This window comes from Brenneria sp. g21c3 (genome assembly GCF_040240345.1).
Lineage (GTDB): Bacteria > Pseudomonadota > Gammaproteobacteria > Enterobacterales > Enterobacteriaceae > Brenneria.
The window spans coordinates 156,068-175,262 of the sequence record NZ_JBEIAB010000007.1 but is presented as its reverse complement, the minus strand read 5'-3'; the positions used below and the strand labels follow the sequence as shown (position 1 = coordinate 175,262).

At 58.2% G+C, this 19,195-nt stretch carries 8 protein-coding genes; all 8 read right to left on the bottom strand.

Annotation, left to right across the window (positions count from 1 at the left end; all coding sequences use genetic code 11):
- Positions 1 to 58: 58 nt before the first annotated feature.
- Positions 59 to 1,582: an ABC transporter substrate-binding protein gene (locus ABRZ28_RS13150; protein ID WP_330520469.1), complete on the bottom strand. Its 1,524-nt coding sequence runs from the start codon at positions 1,580 to 1,582 to the stop codon at positions 59 to 61.
- A gap of 33 nt (positions 1,583 to 1,615) precedes the next feature.
- Positions 1,616 to 2,248: an RraA family protein gene (locus ABRZ28_RS13145; RefSeq protein WP_330520468.1), complete on the bottom strand. Its 633-nt coding sequence runs from the start codon at positions 2,246 to 2,248 to the stop codon at positions 1,616 to 1,618.
- Positions 2,249 to 2,274: 26 nt separating this feature from the next.
- Positions 2,275 to 3,762 carry an aldehyde dehydrogenase gene (locus tag ABRZ28_RS13140; RefSeq protein WP_330520467.1) on the bottom strand — a complete coding sequence of 496 codons (1,488 nt, stop codon included), beginning with the start codon at positions 3,760 to 3,762 and terminating at the stop codon, positions 2,275 to 2,277.
- A complete protein-coding gene (locus ABRZ28_RS13135) occupies positions 3,759 to 5,471 on the bottom strand; it encodes a thiamine pyrophosphate-binding protein (protein WP_330520466.1) in 1,713 nt (570 codons plus the stop codon). The genes ABRZ28_RS13140 and ABRZ28_RS13135 overlap by 4 nt, the downstream gene beginning before the upstream one ends.
- A 574-nt stretch (positions 5,472 to 6,045) precedes the next feature.
- Positions 6,046 to 7,293 (bottom strand): Zn-dependent hydrolase, encoded by a 1,248-nt coding sequence (locus tag ABRZ28_RS13130; RefSeq protein ID WP_330520465.1) that lies wholly within the window; start codon positions 7,291 to 7,293, stop codon positions 6,046 to 6,048.
- 307 nt (positions 7,294 to 7,600) lie between these two features.
- Positions 7,601 to 16,183 (bottom strand): glycoside hydrolase family 94 protein, encoded by an 8,583-nt coding sequence (locus ABRZ28_RS13125; protein ID WP_330520464.1) that lies wholly within the window; start codon positions 16,181 to 16,183, stop codon positions 7,601 to 7,603.
- Between the two features lie 226 nt (positions 16,184 to 16,409).
- Complete coding sequence (lpxL, locus tag ABRZ28_RS13120) at positions 16,410 to 17,333, bottom strand: LpxL/LpxP family Kdo(2)-lipid IV(A) lauroyl/palmitoleoyl acyltransferase (RefSeq protein ID WP_319604826.1); 924 nt, start codon at positions 17,331 to 17,333, stop codon at positions 16,410 to 16,412.
- A 401-nt stretch (positions 17,334 to 17,734) separates the two neighbouring features.
- Positions 17,735 to 18,739 carry an inositol 2-dehydrogenase gene (gene iolG, locus ABRZ28_RS13115; protein WP_319604827.1) on the bottom strand — a complete coding sequence of 335 codons (1,005 nt, stop codon included), beginning with the start codon at positions 18,737 to 18,739 and terminating at the stop codon, positions 17,735 to 17,737.
- Between the last annotated feature and the right edge of the window lie 456 nt (positions 18,740 to 19,195).

The following is a 19,195-nucleotide window of genomic DNA, read 5'->3' as shown; positions in this document are numbered from 1 at the left end:
CGATACGCTCATGACAGTGCAAAAATTGAAGCATGCCCGCCGCGGCGGGCAATAAGGATTACTTCCAGCTCGACAACCACCAGCGGGCGAACTCATCAGGCTGCGGCGTAAAGTTCAAATCTTTCGACAGACCGTAGTTGATATTGTAGTTATACAGCGGTATCCAATAGGCCTGGTCGGCGATCTTTTTCAGCGCCAGGCTGTAGTTTTGTTTACGCACCTCGCTATCCGGCGAGGTATCCGCCGTTTTCAGCCAGGCCGCCAACTGGGCGTCTTTGACCATATCGTCATCGCCGCCGCCGAAATAGTTAGACAGAATAAAGGCCACATCGCCGATGCCGTAGCTGCCCCAGTTGGACATCAGCGCGGGCAGCGTGCCGGCGCGCCACTTCTGCACCGCCGCCGCGAACTGGTTTTCATTTAATCTGACGCGAATACCCACTTTGGCAAGATCGGAGGAGACCGCTTCCGCCACCGGACGCGGGATAGCGGAAAACACCATTTCCAACTCGAAACCATTCGGATAACCGGCCTCTTTCAGCAAATCTTTCGCTTTTTGCGGATCGTAGCCATAGACGGCGACATCCTGCTCGCAGCCAAACTGCAACGGATTACAGGCGGAATTCAGCACCTGGGAAGACTCGCCGCCGAAAACCTTGGCGATTTGCTGGCGGTTTACCGCATGCAGCATGGCCTTGCGAACCAGCGGATGGGTAATCGGCGTATCCGCCGCGCTGCCCGTGGCCAGACTGACGTAGGCGATACGCATGATCGGCGCATTGATCATTGTCACCCGGCCCGCCAGCCTTTTAGCCTGGTCAGGGGGAACACGCCAGATCCAGTCCAGCTTGCCGGACATCAGTTCGGCGTATTGCGTGTTCATCTCCGGGATGGTGCGGATCACGATGCGTTTAATCGCCGGCTTTCCTTTCGGACTGCCGGCATAGTGATCGTCGAAACGCTCAAGCACATAGCGAACGCCCGGCGTCTGCTCGAGGAGCTTATACGGCCCGGTGCCGACCGGCTGCTCCGCCATGCCCGCCGAACCTTTTTCGGCGAAGTAGGCATGCGGGTAGATCGGCAGCGCGTCGGCCAGCATTTCCACCGCGCCGGCGAACGGCTTCGCCATGTGGATACGCACGGTATAGTCATCCACTTTTTCCACGCTGGCGATCCAATCCACGGAGATTTGAAAACGCGTGCCGTAGGCCGGTTTGATAACGGTGTTCAGCGTGGTGATAACGTCATCCGCGTTAAAGTCGGCGCCGTTATGAAATTTAACCCCTTTGCGCAGCGCAAATTCGAGAGTTTTGTCATCGGTGAATTTCCAGGATTCCGCCAGCGCCGGTTTGATCTCCCCGCTGCTCAGATCTTTGTATAACAGGCCGTCATAGATGTGACGGGCGATGATCAACCCCTGGCGGCCGGCGATTTTGTAAGAGTCCAGCGGTTCTGGCTCATCGGAAAACGCCACGTTCAGCGTATCATCGGCTTTCCCGGCCAGCGCCGGCGCGCTGTGCAGTGCGGAAAAAGCCAGCGTGGCGCCGAGCAGCGAGGCCAGCAGCGATTTTTTCAGTGTCATGTTCACGATCCCCATACAGCGTTAGTAAAAATGTCAGTTTTGATGGCGGTAAATCTCGGCCAGACTCAATCCCTGCCGCAGTTTCTCAATGATCAGCGGCTCTCGCTGCTGAATGCGGATCGCTTCCTCCACGTAGCGCGTAATTTGCGCGGCGGGCAATGCAATCACGCCGTTTTCATCGGCCAGCACGATATCGCCGGGGCAAACCGGTACGCCGCCGCAGATCACCGGTTGATTGACCGTACCGCCGTTTTTCCCCCGTTTGGTGGTCAGCGGCGATCGCCCTTTACACCAGACCGGAAAGTTCTCGGCGCGAATAGCGGACAAATCGGTGATGTAGCCATCCAGGATCACCGCGGCAATCCCGGCCTGCCGCGCGGCGGCCGTCATGACCGCCCCCCAGCAGGCATGCCGATCGTCATTGACGCGCTCGATGACCAAAACGTCTCCCGGACGCGCGGCCGCCAGCGCCAGCGGCAAACTGTAGCCGTCGTTCTCCGGCAGCGACGCGGTCAGCGCCGGACCGCAGCAGCGCACGCCCTCCGGCAGTACGCACTGTAGCTGGGGGTGCATGAACCCCTGATCCAGCAGATGGCCCAGCGTGGCGGTTTCCACCTGCAATAGCTGCGCGATCAGCGGGGCCAAAGCATTATGATGTAAAGACATCGTTCTTCTCCTCCGTCGGCATCCGCTCAGCGGGCAAGTTGAATCCAGGTCGATTTCGGGTCGGTGTATTTATCCAGCGCGTGGACCGACTTGTCGCGGCCGAACCCCGACTGCTTGCGACCGCCGAACGGCATGGTGATCGCGCCGTCGGCATAACAGTTAACCCAGACCATGCCGCTATTCAGACGCCGGGCGACGCGGTGAGCCTGGCTAAGATCGTCAGTCCAGATCCCGGCGCCCAGACCGTAGTCGGTGTCGTTGGCCAGCGCCAGCGCTTCTTCTTCGCCCTTGAACCTGCACACGCCCAGCACCGGACCAAAGATTTCACGCCGCATCGCAATATTGTCGTTGTCGCAGGCCAGAATGGTCGGATTCATAAACAGCCCGCCGGCCTGCGCCGGCAGAGGCGTCAGACAGCGCGCCCCGGCCTTCAGCGCCTCGTCGATGCCGTCCGTCACCCGCTGATGCTGCGCGCGATCGACCATCGCCCCGACTCGCGTTTGCGGATCAAGCGGATCGCCCGGCAGATAGCGCAGCGCCTCCTGCAACAACAGTTCCATGAAGGGCTCGTAAATAGCGTCTTCCACGTACAGCCGCGAACCGGCGATGCACACCTCGCCCTGATTGACGAAAATCGCCGCCGCCGCGACCGCCGCCGCCTGTTCCAGCCGCCGACAGTTGGCGAATACCAGATGCGGCGACTTGCCGCCGCATTCCAGCCAGACGCGCTTCAAATTGGAATCGGCCGCGTAACGCATAAAATGTTTACCCGTGGCGGTGGAGCCGGTGAAGGCCAGACAGTCCACCTCGTTATGCAAACCAAGCGCGCGACCGGTGACCGCGCCGCGACCGGTGACCACCTGCAACACCCCGTCGGGCAGCCCGGCCTGCTGAGCCAGTTCGGCCAGTTTCAAGATGCTGAGGCTGGACTGCTCCGCCGGTTTAACTATCACGCTGTTGCCCACCGCCAGCGCCGGCGCCAGTTTCCAGCAGCCGATCATCAGCGGAAAGTTCCAGGGTACCACCGCCGCCACCACGCCGACCGGCTCCCGCACCACCGTGGCCAGCACATCCTGCGGCGTAGGCAGCACCTCATCGGTAGCGGTTTCGATAGCGCCGGCATAAAACCGCAGGCAGCGGATGGATTCGGGAATATCAAACGCCATGCTGTCGCTGATGGGTTTCCCCATATCCAGCGTTTCCAGCAGGGCCAGCGTTTCACTGTTCTCTTCCATCAGTTGCGCCAGCCGCTCCAGCGTTTTACGCCGCTCGGCCGGGGCGCGGCGCGACCAGATGCCGCTGTCGAATGCCTGGCGGGCATGGCGTACCGCCCGATCCACATCGGCGGCGCCGCAATCGGCGATATCGACCAATTTTTCGCCCGTCGCCGGATTGACGCTGGGCAACACCGCGCCGTTTTCCGCATCGGCGTAACCCGCGCCAATCCAGGCGCGTCCTTCGTATTTCAGTTGTGCCGCGGCCTGCCGCCAGTACGTCAGGGAATAGTCGCTCATGCCTCTTCCTCCTGTTTTACTTTCGCCTGTTGCCGTATATCGCTGAGCAGCACGCCGGGCGCGATGCCGTCGCCGTCATAACACAGCTCAATGATGACCGGACGCCGTTTTTCCTCGGCAAACCGCAACGCCTGACGGAATACCGCCTCGAACGTGTCGGTTTCCTCAACCACCACGCCCCAGCCTTCATAGGCCTCCGCCAGGCGGGCAAACGCCGGATTGCTGAAGCGCAGCGCAATTTCCCGTTCAGGGAAATGGTGTTCCTGATGCGCGCGAATAGTGCCCCACATACCGTTGTTAAAGACCAACACCACCACGCCGAGCTGGTATTGCAGCGCGACGCCCAGTTCCTGCATGTTCATCTGGAAACAGCCGTCGCCGGCGAAACAAACCGCCGGACGTTGCGGGTGCTCCAGTTTGTAGGAGATGGCGGCCGGCAGCCCGTACCCCATCGCCCCGACCGTCGGCGCCAGCGAACTGCCCAGCCCGGCGAAAGGAACATAGCGATGCGGGTACAGCGCATAGTTGCCGGCGCCGACGGTGATGCAGCCCTGACCGTCCAACACCTCGCCGACGATATTCGCCACCCGGTCGAGGCTCAGCGCGCCGGGAGAGGATAAAGGCCTGAGGGTTGCCAGATAGGCGTCGCGCGCTTGCGCGCGCAGCGGTTTCCAAACCGGCTCGCTCTGCGGCGACAGCGCTTGCAGCGCGGCGGCAAAGGCATTGACGCTGGCATTGATCGCCAGCGCGGGACGATAAACATGCCCCAATTCTTCCGGGTCCGGATAGATGTGAATCAGCGTTTGTTGCGGCATCGGCGCGTCGATCCAGCTATAGCCTTCGCTGGTGGCCTCGCCGATACGCGTACCGACGGCGATGATCAGATCGCTCGTACGCAATTGCCGGCGCAGGGCGTCATGCATCGAGTAGCCCACATGGCCGACAAACTGCTCGTCGCGCTGGTCGTAGCACTCCAGGCGGCGCCAGGCGACGCCGACCGGTAAATCAAAACGGCGGGCGAACTGCTGTAACTGCCGCTGCGCCTGCGCGCTCCAGCCGCTGCCGCCCACCAGTAGAAAGGGACGCTGCGCCTGCTTCAATCGCGCTTCCAGTTCCGCCATCTGCGTAGCGCCGGGATAGGTATCCAACCGCGGGCGGGCTGGCACCACGGCGGCATCCGACGCGCCCCACAATACATCCTCCGGCAGCGCCAGCACCACCGGGCCGGGACGGCCGCTGGTGGCCACCGCGTAAGCCCGCGCCACGTATTCCGGAATCCGATCGGTACGGTCGATCTGCGCCACCCATTTCGCCATCTGACCGAACATGCGGCGGTAGTCGATCTCCTGAAATGCTTCGCGTTCAATGAAATCGTTCCCCACCTGCCCGACGAACAGAATCATCGGCGTCGAGTCCTGATAGGCGGTATGCACGCCGATCGAGGCATTCGTCGCGCCCGGCCCGCGCGTCACCATACAGATGCCCGGCTCGCCGGTCATTTTGCCGTAGGCCTCCGCCATGTAGGCCGCGCCGCCTTCCTGCCGGCAGACCACCGACTGAATGTGGTCGGTATGCTCGTTGAACGCATCAATACACGGAAGAAAGCTCTCGCCCGGCACCAGGAATATCCGTCGGGCGCCTTGCTCGCGCAGTTGCTCCAACAGGATCTGGCCGCCATTACGGGAAGGTTGAGAGGGGTTCTTCATCATTTGCTCCAAAGTGTTAAATAATCTTTTTCATACGCCACAAATAAAAACGACGACGCGGTCATACATGACGAATACAAAATACTTATTTCATCGATTACCTTGGGGCGGCGATGAAAAATGCTGACAATCTTCCCGTTCGATAAAAACGAATTAACATTAATTCTGCTAAAGCTTATGGATAATATAAACATTCCCTTGAAACCTATTCTTCCCCAACCACCATTTTTCGTCAATTTTATATATTTAATGCATCGTATAATCCTGATTTATATTATTTAACGCCATTAGGGTGCAATTATTTAATAAAATCGCCAGCAGGGTGCATAGTCTGCACCAACAAGTCACAACGAAATATTAAAACCTGACGATATCGCCAAATAAAAAAATAATGAGAATTAACCAGACGTAATAAAAACGCAGGGAAAAGATGATGTATTAATGATCACAGCAGAAAAGATACCGTGGGAAATATCATAGACCTGAAATAAAAAGCCATCGCGCCTTATCCGCACAACCGCGGCCGGCGGCAGGACGATAACTCGCCGCGCCGCCGGTCAGGATGGATCGAGCAGGGTTAATTGAATGAAGAGCGCGCTTTGCTCTGCGCCGCACGAATCAGCAGCGCATTCAACAGCACGTCGCCGCCTTTGGCCGCGTCCGCCGCGGATATCGCTTCGCGCTCATTGTGGCTAATACCGCCGGCGCAGGGAATAAAGATCATGGTCGTCGGACAATGTTTCGCCATATTGATCGCATCATGTCCCGCCCCGCTGATGATATTCCGCCAGGAATACCCCAATGCCTGTACTGCGGTACGTACGCTGGCGATACAGTTTTCGTCAAAATGCGTGGCGGGGCTTAACCAATGCCGCTCAATATGGAGCGTTAATCCTCGCGCCGCGGCAATCCCGCTTAACTGCTGACGCACGCTGCTTTCCATCGCCGCCAGAATCCGATCGTCGGGATTGCGCAAATCCACGGTAAATCGCACCTTGCTCGGAATGGTATTACGCGACGACCCCGGGATGGCCATCTGGCCGACGGTAAATAATCCGCCGGGAAAGCTATTGCTTAGCGATCGCTCCAGCGCGACCAACATTTCTCCCACCGCGAACAGAGGGTCGCGCCGGGATTTCATCGGCGTCGTACCGGCATGGGCGGCAACGCCGACCACATCGATATCCAACCAGCATATCCCCTGCCCGCCGGTCACCACGCCGATCGTGATGTCCTCATCTTCCAGCACCGGGCCTTGCTCTATATGCGCCTCATAGTAGGCATCAAAGGTGCGAGCCAACGGCGTATTCCCGGCATGGCCGATGTCGTTAAGCGACCGGCGGATGCTGACGCCGTCGCCATCGGTAATGTCTAATGCATTTTCCAGCGCCAACGCGCCGGTAAATACCGCGGACCCCAACATCGCCGGCGTGAATCTCGCCCCTTCCTCGTTAGTCCAGACGGCGATTTCCAGAGGTTGTTCGGTGATTTCGTTTTTATCGTTCAGGGTGCGTATCGCCTCCAGCCCCGCCAATACGCCGTAGATGCCGTCAAACCGACCGCCCTTCGGTTGCGTATCAAGGTGGCTGCCGATCACTATCGGATTAGCCTGCGGGTTTTTCCCTTCGCGGCGCGCGAACAGATTGCCAATAGCATCAAAATAGGTGCGCATGCCGGCATCCCGGCACCATTGCATAAACAGTTCACGCCCCTGTTTATCTTCCTGGGTTAATGCCAGACGCGTATTCCCACCCGCGGCCGTCGCGCCGATTTTCGCCATCTCCATCAGGCTTTGCCACAGACGTTCGCCATTCACTTGTAACATATTTATTTCCTCAGCCAATACGTTGTTATATTCGGCAATGAATATCCGCCGAAAAAAATATACCCAATGGATTTCGAGATGCGGACCAGGCGTTATCATTTTGAACATCGCAACGCGTTGGCCCTTTACACAAGCGCGGCGCATAGAGAGGCCGAATAATATGACCACCGCAGCGGCAACTTGAAAGATAACGGGTATGCCTTATTTAATTTTTATCGCTTTCTTCCGCCAGTGCGTCAATCCATTATTTTTAATGGCGGGCATTAATAAAATTAATGCCCCGCATTATCCATTTATCCGCCCATATTTATAACGTCAGCCTGATATGGTGATCGCCCTCTGCTAATTCAATTTGTACTTTTTCGTCGTTAATCAAGACGACTTTATCATCCAGCGTTGCCTGCGATATTCCCCGGCAGCGGTGATTTTCATTCACCACGCTGACCAGATAGCGGCATTCCCCCAGAACAATACTGGCCTCGAAACCCGGCCAATAGTCCGGAATACAGGGAGAAAGCAGCAATAGCTGACCTTCGCGCCTTATCCCCAGAATGCCCTCAATGCCCGAGCGGTACAGCCAGCCGGCCGAGCCGGTGTACCAGGTCCAGCCGCCCCGGCCGCTATGGGGCGCGACGGAATAGACATCGGCGGCGATGACGTAAGGCTCGACGCGGTAGCGGGCGATCTGCTCAGGCGTCGCGCCGTGATTGATCGGGTTAAGCAGGGAAAACAGCGCGCCGGCCTTGTTGCCCTGGCCCAATTGGGCAAACGCCAGCACCGACCAAATCGCGCCGTGGGTGTACTGTCCGCCGTTTTCCCGCAGACCGGGCGGATAACCTTTGATGTAACCGGGATCCTGCGCGGTGCGATCGAACGGCGGCGTGAACAGCAGCGCCAGACCATCATGCGGGCGAATCAAATGTTCTTCCAGAGAGGCCATCGCCGTCGCCGCGCGCGCGGGATCGCCGGCGCCGGAAAGCACCGCCCAGGATTGCGCAATCGCATCAATGGCGCACTCGTCATTGAGATGGCTGCCAAGCCAACTGCCGTCGTCGAAGGTCGCGCGCCGATACCAGGCGCCGTCCCAGGCCGACCGTTCAATGGCCTGGCGCACCGACTCGGCGTGACGGCGCCAGCGCGCGGCGCGCGCGGGGTCGCGCTCATCCGCCAGCGGCGCGAAGATAGCGATGGTGCGAATCAGCAGCCAGCCAAGCCAGACGCTCTCCCCTTTGCCGCCTTCGCCGACGCGGTTCATGCCATCGTTCCAGTCGCCCCCGCCGATAAGCGGTAAACCGTTGGCGCCGGTCAGCGACAGACACTGATCCAGGCCGCGCGCGCAGTGTTCGAACAACGAAGCCGATTCCTCTGACGGCATCGGTTGGAAGAACGCGTCATGTTCACCCGGCGCGACGGGCGGCCCCTCAAGAAAAGCTATGGGTTCATCAAGCACCGCGCGATCCTGACTGGTCTGCACATAGGTTGCGGCGGCGAATGCCAGCCAGACGCGGTCGTCGGAGATATGCGTTCTGACCCCGGCGCCGGTATGGGGCAGCCACCAGTGCTGCACGTCGCCCTCGGCAAACTGTCGTCCGGCGGCGCGCAGCAGATGACGGCGCGTCTCCTGCGGACGGGAAAAGGTTAACGCCATGCCGTCCTGGAGCTGGTCGCGGAAACCGTAGGCGCCGCTGGCCTGATAAAACCCGCAGCGAGCCTGAATACGGCATGACAATGTCTGATAAAGCAACCAGCCATTGAGCATGATGTCCATCGATCTGTCCGGCGTGGTGACCTGTACCGCGCCCGTCACCGCCGCCCAATGCGCTTCAACGCCGCTCAGCACCTGGTCAAGATCGATTTCCCGGTATTTTTCAATCAGATTGACGGCCAGCGCCGTAGAGGCTTCCTGACCGATAAACCAGACGATCTCCGCCTGTTCTCCGGGCGCGATGCTGATGTGCGTTTGCAATGCGCTACAGGGATCGCGTCCGGCCGCCGTCTCGCCGGACAGCCGGGTGTTCTCCACCAGCGCGGCCGGCGCCTGCATATCGCCGTTACGTCCCAGAAACTCGGTTCGATCGGTGGTAAACGACGACTGCCAGCCGGATAAATCGGCAAAACCGACCCGACCGGGGAAACCGCCCGACCAGGGATTATGGACCAGCATCGCCCCGGTTTGCGGCTCCACGCTGCTCAGCAGATAAGGCGCATTGGCGCTGCGCGACGCGCCCAGCACCCATTCGGCATAAGCGGTAATGGTCAATTGGCGCGCCTGCGTCGACCTATTATGCAGACGCAGACGCGATATCTTGATTGCGTCCGTCAGCGGGACGAACTGCAATAAATCCAGTTCAATGCCGTTGGCGTGATGGCTAAAGCGGCTATAGCCGAAGCCGTGGCGGGCTATGTAGCGCCCGCCGTCGTTGATCGGCCATGCGGTCGGCGTCCACAGCATGCCGCTGGCGTCGTCATGCACGTACAGCGCCTCGCCGCCGGGATCGATCACCGCGTCGTTTCCCCAGGGCGTGAGCTGATTTTCACGACTGTTTTCCGCCCAGGTATAGCCGCTGCCCTGCGCCGATACCTGAAACCCGAACGTCGGATTGGCGATAACATTGATCCACGGCGCGGGCGTGGCGCGTTCGGCATCAAGCACCGTGACATATTCGCGCCCCTGACGGGCGAATCCGCCGATACCGTTAAAAAACTCCAGTCCCTCGGGCAACGGCGTCCGGGCGGGAGCGCCCGCTTGCAACGCGCGAGACGGACGCGATAGCGGCGGCGAATAAGGGATTAATTCCAACTGACGCGCCAGCAGTCCGCGCCGGGCGGTGAGCGAAACCCGGGCGACCGATAACAGCAGCGCCCGCGCTGGCGCCGACATGAGATCGGCGCGCAACGCATAGACTTCGCCGCGCGTTGAGACGCCGCCCAGACGCGGCCTTGACTGACTGCTGCGGATCGCCGTTTCAATGGCGATCTGTAAATCCTGAATATAGGAAGATGCGCGTTCGTTAACGATCACCAGATCCACATTCAGCAGCTTCATACGCCAGTATTCATGCGCCCTCAGTAGCTGATGAACCTGCGCCATATCGCCGATATCATCGATGCGCAGCAGCACAATGGGCAGATCGCCCGAGATGGACATCGGCCACAGGCCGGATTGCACGCCCGCCCCTTCTACGATCAGTTCCGGCAAAGCGCGGAAACGCGGATCGGCATAGATCACCGCCGCCGCCAGACGCTGAAAGTCGGCGGCTTCTTCCGCCTTCACGCCCAGATGCCGCAACTGCACCTGCGCCTGCGTCCAGGCAAAGGTTTTATCACGTTCATAGGCGCTGCGATCGTAATGTTTATCTATCACGTCGATCAGCTCGTCACGCGACGCCGCCACCACGGTCCAAAAAGCCAGACGAAGGGTCTTGCCGGCAGGAACGCGCACCTGCTGACGCAGCGAGAAAATCGGATCAAGCACGGTTCCGGTGGTGCCGGACAACGGCTGACGGCCTGAAATCGCATCCGCGTTCATCACCGACTTGCCGCGACCGATAAAGCGCGCCCGGTCCGACTCATACTGCATTTTTCCGCCGACAGTGCCTTCCAGCACCACGAAATGCGCGGCCCACACCGGCTGCTCGCCCGGCGTTCTGGGGCGCCGGGTGGCGATCAGCGCGGAGAATTCATCCAGATATTCCGTTTGCACAAACAGCCGGGAGAACGCGGTGTGGGCGCTATCGGCGGCGGGCGTCGCCAGCACGATTTCCGCATAGGAGGTCAGCTCGATATCGCGCTGTCGCCGTCCGCTGTTGGTCAGGGTTACCCGTCGAACCTCGCCGTCGCTTTCGCCGGAGACCAGCACATCCATCTTGGTGGTCAGTGATTTTTCATGGCGGATAAAGGAAGCGCGGTCTTCGCCGAACACCACATCATAGCGGTGCATCGGCACGCCGATTTTGCTGCCGATGATACCGGACGGCACCGGTAAATTGCCCGGCGATTCGCTTAACTGACGTTGCTCGCCGGCAGACCAGATCCTGCCGCTGCGAACGTCCCGCAACAGCACGAAGCTCCCCCAGTTGTCGCGCGTCGCATCTTCCTGCCAGCGGGTAATCGCCAGCTCGCGCCAGCGGCTATAGCCGGAACCGGTGGTGGTCAGCATCACGGCGTAACGGCCGTTGGAAAGTAAATGAGTGATGGGCGCGCCGGACGGCGTGGCGGAAAAGCAGCGCAGCGTGGCGGCCTCATTGCGGTTTTCTCCTGCGCCGACTTTCACATCCTCAGGCTGCGGTTCGGCAATGGCGACATGCGCGGGCAGATTTTCCTGCAACAACAACTCGCAAGATTGAATCACCGGCTCGCGGTGAAAACGGCTGCGCATCTTGCCGTCGTGCAGGGTGTTGGCCAGGGCGACCAGCGTCATTCCCTGATGGTGCGCCATAAAGCTATAAACAATGACCTGCTTTTGATTCTCCGGCAGACGCGAAGGGGTGAAATCCAGCGCTTCATAAAAACCATAGCGGCCGCAAGCGCCCATAGCCGCCAGACGCTCATAGTTTCGACAGGCGGCCAGCGGATCCACCATCGCCGCCAGACCGGTGGCATAGGGCGCGATCACCAGATTATCGGCAAGACCGCGCTTTAGCCCAAGACCGGGTACGCCAAAATTGGAATACTGATAGGTAAAGTCTATATCACGGGCGTTATACGCCGACTCGGAAATGCCCCAGGGAACCGATAACGAGCGACCATATGCCTGCTGCTGAGCGACAATCAGACGCGTCGTCTGCTCCAGCAGACTACCCACCGGCGCGTGCATCACCAATGACGGCATCAGGTATTCGAACATCGAACCCGACCAGGACATCAACACCGAACCGCGCCCGGTCATCACCGACGCACGCCCCAGCCGGAACCAGTGACGCGTGCCGGCATCGCCTTTGGCGATGGCGAACAGGCTGGCTAAGCGTGCTTCAGAGGCCAGCAAATCATAACAACTGGCATCCAGTTGATTTTCCAGGGTTAAATAACCGATCGACAACAGCTTGCGCTCAGGATCGATCAGAAACGCGAAGTCCATTTCCATCGCCAGCGCGCGCGAACGAAACGCCAGATCCTGCAAACGCACCACCAGCGCATAGCGCGCGGCGGCGGAATCGTCGTACTCGCGCTGATGCGCCGTCAGCATATCGCGGGCGGCGTTCAGCCAGAAAAGCGGTTCGGCGGCGGCCTGATCGTCCGCCGGCGGCAACAGCGCCTGCGTCTGTCGCAACAGGTGGTCAAGTTGCAGCACCGATTCCGATAACAGGCGTTCCGGCGGCAGTTTACTTCCCAGCAAGGCGTCTATTTTGCCTAACCGCTGTCGTAGCGAAAGATCGCCCTGCGTTTCACGATGCAGTGCCATAGACTCGCGGATCAACTGGAGATGATCGGCCAGCGGCGTGCGAATATCCCTGACCCAGCTCTCCTCCTGCCATAGCTCGCAGCTATTCGCCAAAACAATCAGATTACCCGCCAGGTTGCCGCTATCCACAGAAGAGACATAGGCCGGCAACAGCGTCTGAAGATCCCGCGTGTCATACCAGTTAAAAAAATGGCCGCGGAAACGCGGCAAGCGATCCAGGGTATTTAACGTCGCTTCCAGCCGTTCGACCACATTCGCCATCGCGATCCAGCCGAAATCGCGCGCCGCCACGGTGGAAAGCAGATACAGACCGATATTGGTCGGCGAGGTGCGATGCGCGATAACCGGTTTCGGCTGTTCCTGAAAATTATCCGGCGGCAGGTAATGTTCGAGGGGGGTGACAAAGGTTTCAAAAAAACGCCAGGTTCGCCGTGCGGTTAATCGCAAGGCGCGTTTATCAACCTCGCCGATTTTTTCCTGACGCGTCATGGATGGTTGCCGGCTGACCCACAGCGCCAGCGCCGGCGCCGCCAGCCATAACAACGCCAACGGCAGCCAAAGCGGCCAGTTCGCCGGCGACAACGTCAGCGCACATCCCGCTACCGCCAGACTCAGCAACAAGCCGCCCGCCATTCGCCGGTAAAAACCCGTCAGCGTCAGCCGCGGATCGCGCCCCGACTGCGCCGCGGTGGTCCACTCCAGCAAATGCCGCCGGGTGATCGTCAAGCGAACCAACGTGCGAATCAACGCATCAAGCGCCCGCCAGCTATGATCGGCCAGAAACGCCAGAGAAAGAAAAATCTGCATTGCCGCCATCTTGAGATCGCTGAACAGGCGCCGCAAAGGACGACTTTGCTTAAACGGCTGCTGACGCGTTACGCCGCGCAGGCCGCGGGAAATGAAATCCCATAGCGCAGGCAGACAGGCGGGGAACGCCAGCACCAGCAGTACCAGCGCAAACCCTTTCCAGGCCAGCGTCAGCGGCAATACGCCGCAGAAAAACAACATCAACAGCAGGCTGGGCGCCAACAGCGAACGGCGTAAATTGTCGGTCATTTTCCAGCGGCCCAGCGCCGACAGATGCGCCACGTTGCCTGACGCCGTGCGCTTCAGTCCCAGGATCCACGGCAACAACTGCCAGTCGCCGCGCGTCCAGCGGTGTTGCCGCTTTACGATGACGTCATAGCGGGAGGGAAACGCCTCGACCAGTTCGACATCCGACGCCAGCCCCGAACGGGCATAGGTGCCTTCAAACAGATCGTGACTCAGCAGGCTGTTTTCCGGAATGCGGCCCTGTAGCGCGCGTTCGAAGGCATCGACATCGTAGATCCCTTTACCGGTGTAGGAACCGGCGCCGAACAGATCCTGATACACATCGGAGACCGACGCCTCATAGGGATTGATGCCGCCCGGCGAGGAGAAGATACGCTGATACAGCGAGCCTTCATGCCCGGCGGGCAGTGAGGGGGTAATGCGCGGTTGCAGAATGGCATAACCGGCGACGATATGTCGGCCGTCGTCATCCCAGCGAGGTCGATTGAGCGGGTGCGCCATTTTGCCGATCAATTTTAAGGCCGTATCTCTGGGTAAACGGGTATCGGCGTCCAGCGTAATCACATAGCGGACATCCGGCGGAACATGAACGGCCAGCCCGCCGACCGGGATAAAACTGGTATCGTCGGCGCCGCGCAACAGGCGGTTAAGCTCATGCAGCTTGCCCCGTTTGCGTTCCCAGCCCATCCACAGATTTTCACTGCGATTGAACAACCGTTTACGGTGCAACAGTAAAAAACGATCGCCGGCGCCGTAGCGGGCATTGAGCCGCTGTATCGCGCCGGACGCCTGCGTCAGCATCTGTTGGTCGCCGTCCAGCTGTTCGCTGTCGGCATCGACGCCATCGGTCAATAAGGCAAAGGTGATATCCCCCTGGCCGCTGGATAAGTAATGCACCTCCAGTTGTTCGACCTGTTGCAGAATATCCTGCTCGCTGGAAAGCAGCGTGGGTATCACCACCAGCGTTCGGCAATGCGTCGGGATGCCTTGCAGCAGTTCCAGCGCGGGCAGCGGAGACGCGCCGAATAGCCAGGCCGTCAGCCGGTTGACCCAGACGGTGGCGATTTCAGAAAATGGAATCAGACAGACGAAACCGATCCCTATCAGCCAGACGAGCGAAACGGCGGGAGACGACAAGACGACTAACGCGCCGGCGAGCAATAACGCGGTAAAAAAGCCGATGGCCGCCGCATAGCCGGCCATCCCCACGCGCAGTGAAAAACGGTTAACGTGCAGCAGCAGTTCGGGGCGAAAATCAATGACCTTTTCAAGCTGCGGACGCCCTTCCGCTATCAGGTAATAACCGGGTTCACGCCGCCGCCCTTCAGGATCGTCCGGCGATAACGAGGCGGGTACGCTCTGCGCCAGCAACAGCGCTTTTTCGGCAATATCCAGCTCGCTGCAAGGCGCCCGTCGGGCCAGTTGCTCAATGGCGCTGCGATATAAATTGCGCGAGGTGAAATCCATCTCGGCAAACGCGCTGCCGGCCCGCAAACGCGCATCCACCAGACTGACGCTTTCAAAAAACGTCGCCCAGTCGATATCGGAAATTAACCGCATGCTGGTAATGATATTGCGCACGGTGACATTCGACACGCCCAGACGCTGCTGCGCGTTTTGCACCACGTCGTCCATCGTACGCCCCTGCTGGCTCAGGCGCTGTTCCAGCCACCCCAGCGCCGGCGTGGTGCGCGGATCCTGATCGCGTAATCGCTTCACCAGTTGCGCCGCAAACGTCTCGGATAGCGGCGCATCATTATGACGCGCGATCTCCTTCGCCAATGCGGACTGTCCATCGCCCGCCAGCAGCAGACGGTTGGCGACCCGTTCGGCCTCGGCGCGAGCCTGACGCCCGACCGTCATCTGATCGGCCAGGCGACGCAAATTTTCTATCAGCACGATGCGCAGGGTAATGGCGACGGCCCAGAGTTCCCCGATGGTCAATGGCTGTACCCCCTGATACGCCATGATGAAACGGCGTAATGCTTCAGGATCGACATGGCTGTCGGTGTGGGCAATGAACGCCCAGACCAGACCGAAGACCCGCGGATAACCGGCAAATGGCCCCTGCGATAATTTCGGCAGTTGTTGGTAATAGCGCGGCGGAAGATCTTCTCGGATTTCACGGATCTGAGCCGACACCAGATGATAGTTATCCAGTAACCATTCCGCCGCCGGCACCACGCTGCCGCCCTTTTCCAGTTCAGCGGCGCTGGCGCGATACGCGGTCAGTAACACCTTGGCGTTATCGTCCAAACGATGGTGCAAAGACAGCACGGCGGGCGGCGAGAGCGTCACCGGCTGAGCCTCCGCCAGCGTGCGGCCGTGTTGTTCCAGGCGCTCCATGCCGAACAGCTCGCCTCTTACCGGTAAAATGTCATGCCAGGGCGATGGGGATCGACGCAAAAAATTCAGCACGCGGGGAAATATTGTCATAATCGCCTTTTCGCCTGAACGCAAAATCCGCGCAGGCGGTATTGAAGGTAACGTCCAGAAAGCTGGCAGACCTTATTGGCGCAGGAATGTCGGCGCTTATATCTTGGAAAAACACCCTTGTTGCGCCGGTCCGGCGCGGGTATCGGGAAAGGGAGAAGGCGGGAGGCCCAATCGGTTTTAAACCGATGGAGTTAAGTATAGTCGAGAAAAGGTAAACGCCCGCATATTAAATATACAGCGACGGTTCGCCTGCCGGACGAGTCTTGAAACGCCGATGCAGCCAAAGATACTGTTCGGGGGCTTTCATGATTTCCCGTTCGATAACCCGATTGATGTAGCCGGCGGCGGCCAGCGCGTCGTCATAAGGATAATTTTCCAGTTCCGGCGAGATAATCAGTTGATATCCCTGCGCGCCTGGCTTACGGATCACCACGGCGGTCACCAGGGCAGGTCTGGCCAGCCTGGCGATAATGAAGGTACCGTTGCTGGTCGCCGCCTGCTCCACGCCAAAAAAAGGCGCGAACAGGCTGCCTTTGGGACCATAGTCCTGATCCGGCGCAAACCAGACCACGCCGCCGCGTTTTAATTTATGCACCATGCCGACCAGTTTTTTCCGGCTGACCAGTTCGTTTCCCGAGCGAGAACGCCCCTTCTTTTGCACCCGCTCCATAATTTTGCTGTTATGAGGTCGGTACATCACGGTCATCGGTTTGCAGTGGCCCAACATGCGGAAATGGAGTTCGAGCGTCATAAAGTGTACGCCGATGACGATCACTCCGCGCTGCTGGTCTTCCGCTTTCTGCAAATTCTCCAGCCCGACGACGTCAATCCACTTTTTAATCCGCCGGTCGGGCCAGAACCACGCCATGCCCGTTTCCATCAGCCCAATACCGAGCGAGGTGAAATTATCGGTTAATTTTGCATCAATTTGCTGTGCGTCGTCGTCAGGAAAACAGAGTTCCAGATTACGTCTGGCGATTGCGACGCGTCGTTTTAAAAAACGCATCGACCGACGCCCCAACCAGCCGCCCAATTTAACCAGTATGGGATAAGGCAACTGAACCAGTAAAAACAATACCCCCAACCCAAACCACGATAACCAGTACCTGGGATGGGCATAGTGTAAAAATTTTTCCGGGGGAGTAAGCATATACAGTGTATCTCTAATTATTAGCAAGCGGTCTTTAACGGGGGATTATTCATAACACGCTTTTATTAAGGTGAGATTGCCATAACTTGCGCTGTCCCTGTCTGACGCAAGCTAAACTCGTTATCCGATCTGACGCAAGCTAACCTCTTTATCTGAGTAGGGTGCCGTCATTGAGTCTACGTTGGACTCCAGTATGCTGAGTTAATTCAAATTTAACTTTCGCAGCGTGATTATTTTCGGGTTAACACCCCGTCCGGGAAATGTTTAATTCACAATAGAAACCTCACCGGAACGATGAGGTTGTGGAGGATAGGAGAGATGATTCAGTCGGTAATCAGTCGCGGTATCAGAAACCGGCGCAGGTATAAAACAGCAATAGCCCTGTGGCGCGTCGGCTCATGCTAAACCCCGTCTAATGAGACATTAACGACTTTCTGCGTTCTCAGCGACTCGATCGCCGCCTCGGCAAGCATTAATGCTTTCAAACCGTCGCTGGCGGTGGAGGGAACCGGTGTTTTCGTCTTGACTGCGGTAATAAAGGCATCCCACTCTTCCCTGAAGGCATCGTGATAACGTTCCAGGAAAAAGTACAAGGGTTTCTGCGCCTGTACGCCGCCCTCTTCGGTAAGCTTAACCAGCGTCGTTGTGGGAACGTTCTCGACGCGCAAGGATCCCTTCTGACCATGGGCTTCGATTCGCTGGTCATATCCGTAACCTGACCGCCGGCTATTGTTGATCACCGCAATCTTTCCTGAGGCCGTTTGCAGGGTGACTACCGCCGTATCAATATCGCCGGCCGCTTTTACCGCAGGACTGATAAGCGCAGATGCGATTGCCGAGACGGAGACCGGCTCTTCGCCAAGCTGGAATCGCGCCATATCGAAATCATGAATGGTCATATCCCTGAACATACCGCCGGACGCCACAAGGTAATCATCAGGGACCGGGGACGGATCGCGGGAGCTGATTTGCAAATGTTCCAACTCACCGATTTCTCCCGCGCGCAAGGCGCGATGCAAATGTGCATGATTCGGATCGAAACGACGATTGAAACCGATCATGAAAGGCACGCCGAGGCGGTTGATTTCAGCCACACAGGCCTTCACACGATCAATATTCAAATCAATGGGCTTTTCACAGAAGATGGCTTTACCGGCTTTAGCCGCCAGCAAAGAGAACTCGGCATGGGTTTCCGTCGATGTCGCAACTAATACAATATCCACTTCGGGATGATTTATCGCTTCCTGGACGGAAAGCACCCTGGCCTGATATTGATCCGCCAAAGACCGGGCGGCATCCGCGCTAATATCTGAAACGGAGTACAGTATTGAATCAGGGTGTGCATGGATATTATTAGCATGGATCTTGGCGATACGTCCTGCCCCCAATAATGCAATTTTCAACATAATGATCCTCACGATAAAAAATTAATCACATAGAAGGGTGTGATTATTTTGCCCCCGCGATTTCATCGCTCCATATCCGCCAGACAATCAACAAATTGAGATAATCGCGGCTCATTGTTTTCGTTGGAACTTTCACCTTTAACGATAGGCATGCCGACTGCCCGAATGAATCATTCGACGCAACATCCAACGGCCCAAAACCCCGGAGCCGGACTGAAGCGCTGCCCCTATTGAAGTACTAATGAGTATATACGCATTAAAATTTCATAAAATTACTTTATGGAAAAATAATTTTATTTTGAGGGGAAGATCAAACTATTGCCAACCAGAGAGGCGTTTTTCACATGGCGCCTCGGCAAGCATTCCATCGATGCAGGCAAAGGCCCGTTTTACGCCGGTTTAGGGGATATCGACAACCGTGAGATAGCGATACCAGCCTATATACTCAGGCGGTGT

What these genes read in the sequence shown, in the direction of transcription:
- iolG (WP_319604827.1), bottom strand. Translation starts at nt 18,739, where the DNA reads ATGTTGAAAATTGCATTATTGGGGGCAGGACGTATCGCCAAGATCCAT.
- ABRZ28_RS13135 (WP_330520466.1), bottom strand. Translation starts at nt 5,471, where the DNA reads ATGATGAAGAACCCCTCTCAACCTTCCCGTAATGGCGGCCAGATCCTG.
- ABRZ28_RS13140 (WP_330520467.1), bottom strand. Translation starts at nt 3,762, where the DNA reads ATGAGCGACTATTCCCTGACGTACTGGCGGCAGGCCGCGGCACAACTG.
- ABRZ28_RS13150 (WP_330520469.1), bottom strand. Translation starts at nt 1,582, where the DNA reads ATGACACTGAAAAAATCGCTGCTGGCCTCGCTGCTCGGCGCCACGCTG.
- ABRZ28_RS13145 (WP_330520468.1), bottom strand. Translation starts at nt 2,248, where the DNA reads ATGTCTTTACATCATAATGCTTTGGCCCCGCTGATCGCGCAGCTATTG.
- lpxL (WP_319604826.1), bottom strand. Translation starts at nt 17,333, where the DNA reads ATGCTTACTCCCCCGGAAAAATTTTTACACTATGCCCATCCCAGGTAC.
- ABRZ28_RS13130 (WP_330520465.1), bottom strand. Translation starts at nt 7,293, where the DNA reads ATGTTACAAGTGAATGGCGAACGTCTGTGGCAAAGCCTGATGGAGATG.
- ABRZ28_RS13125 (WP_330520464.1), bottom strand. Translation starts at nt 16,183, where the DNA reads ATGACAATATTTCCCCGCGTGCTGAATTTTTTGCGTCGATCCCCATCG.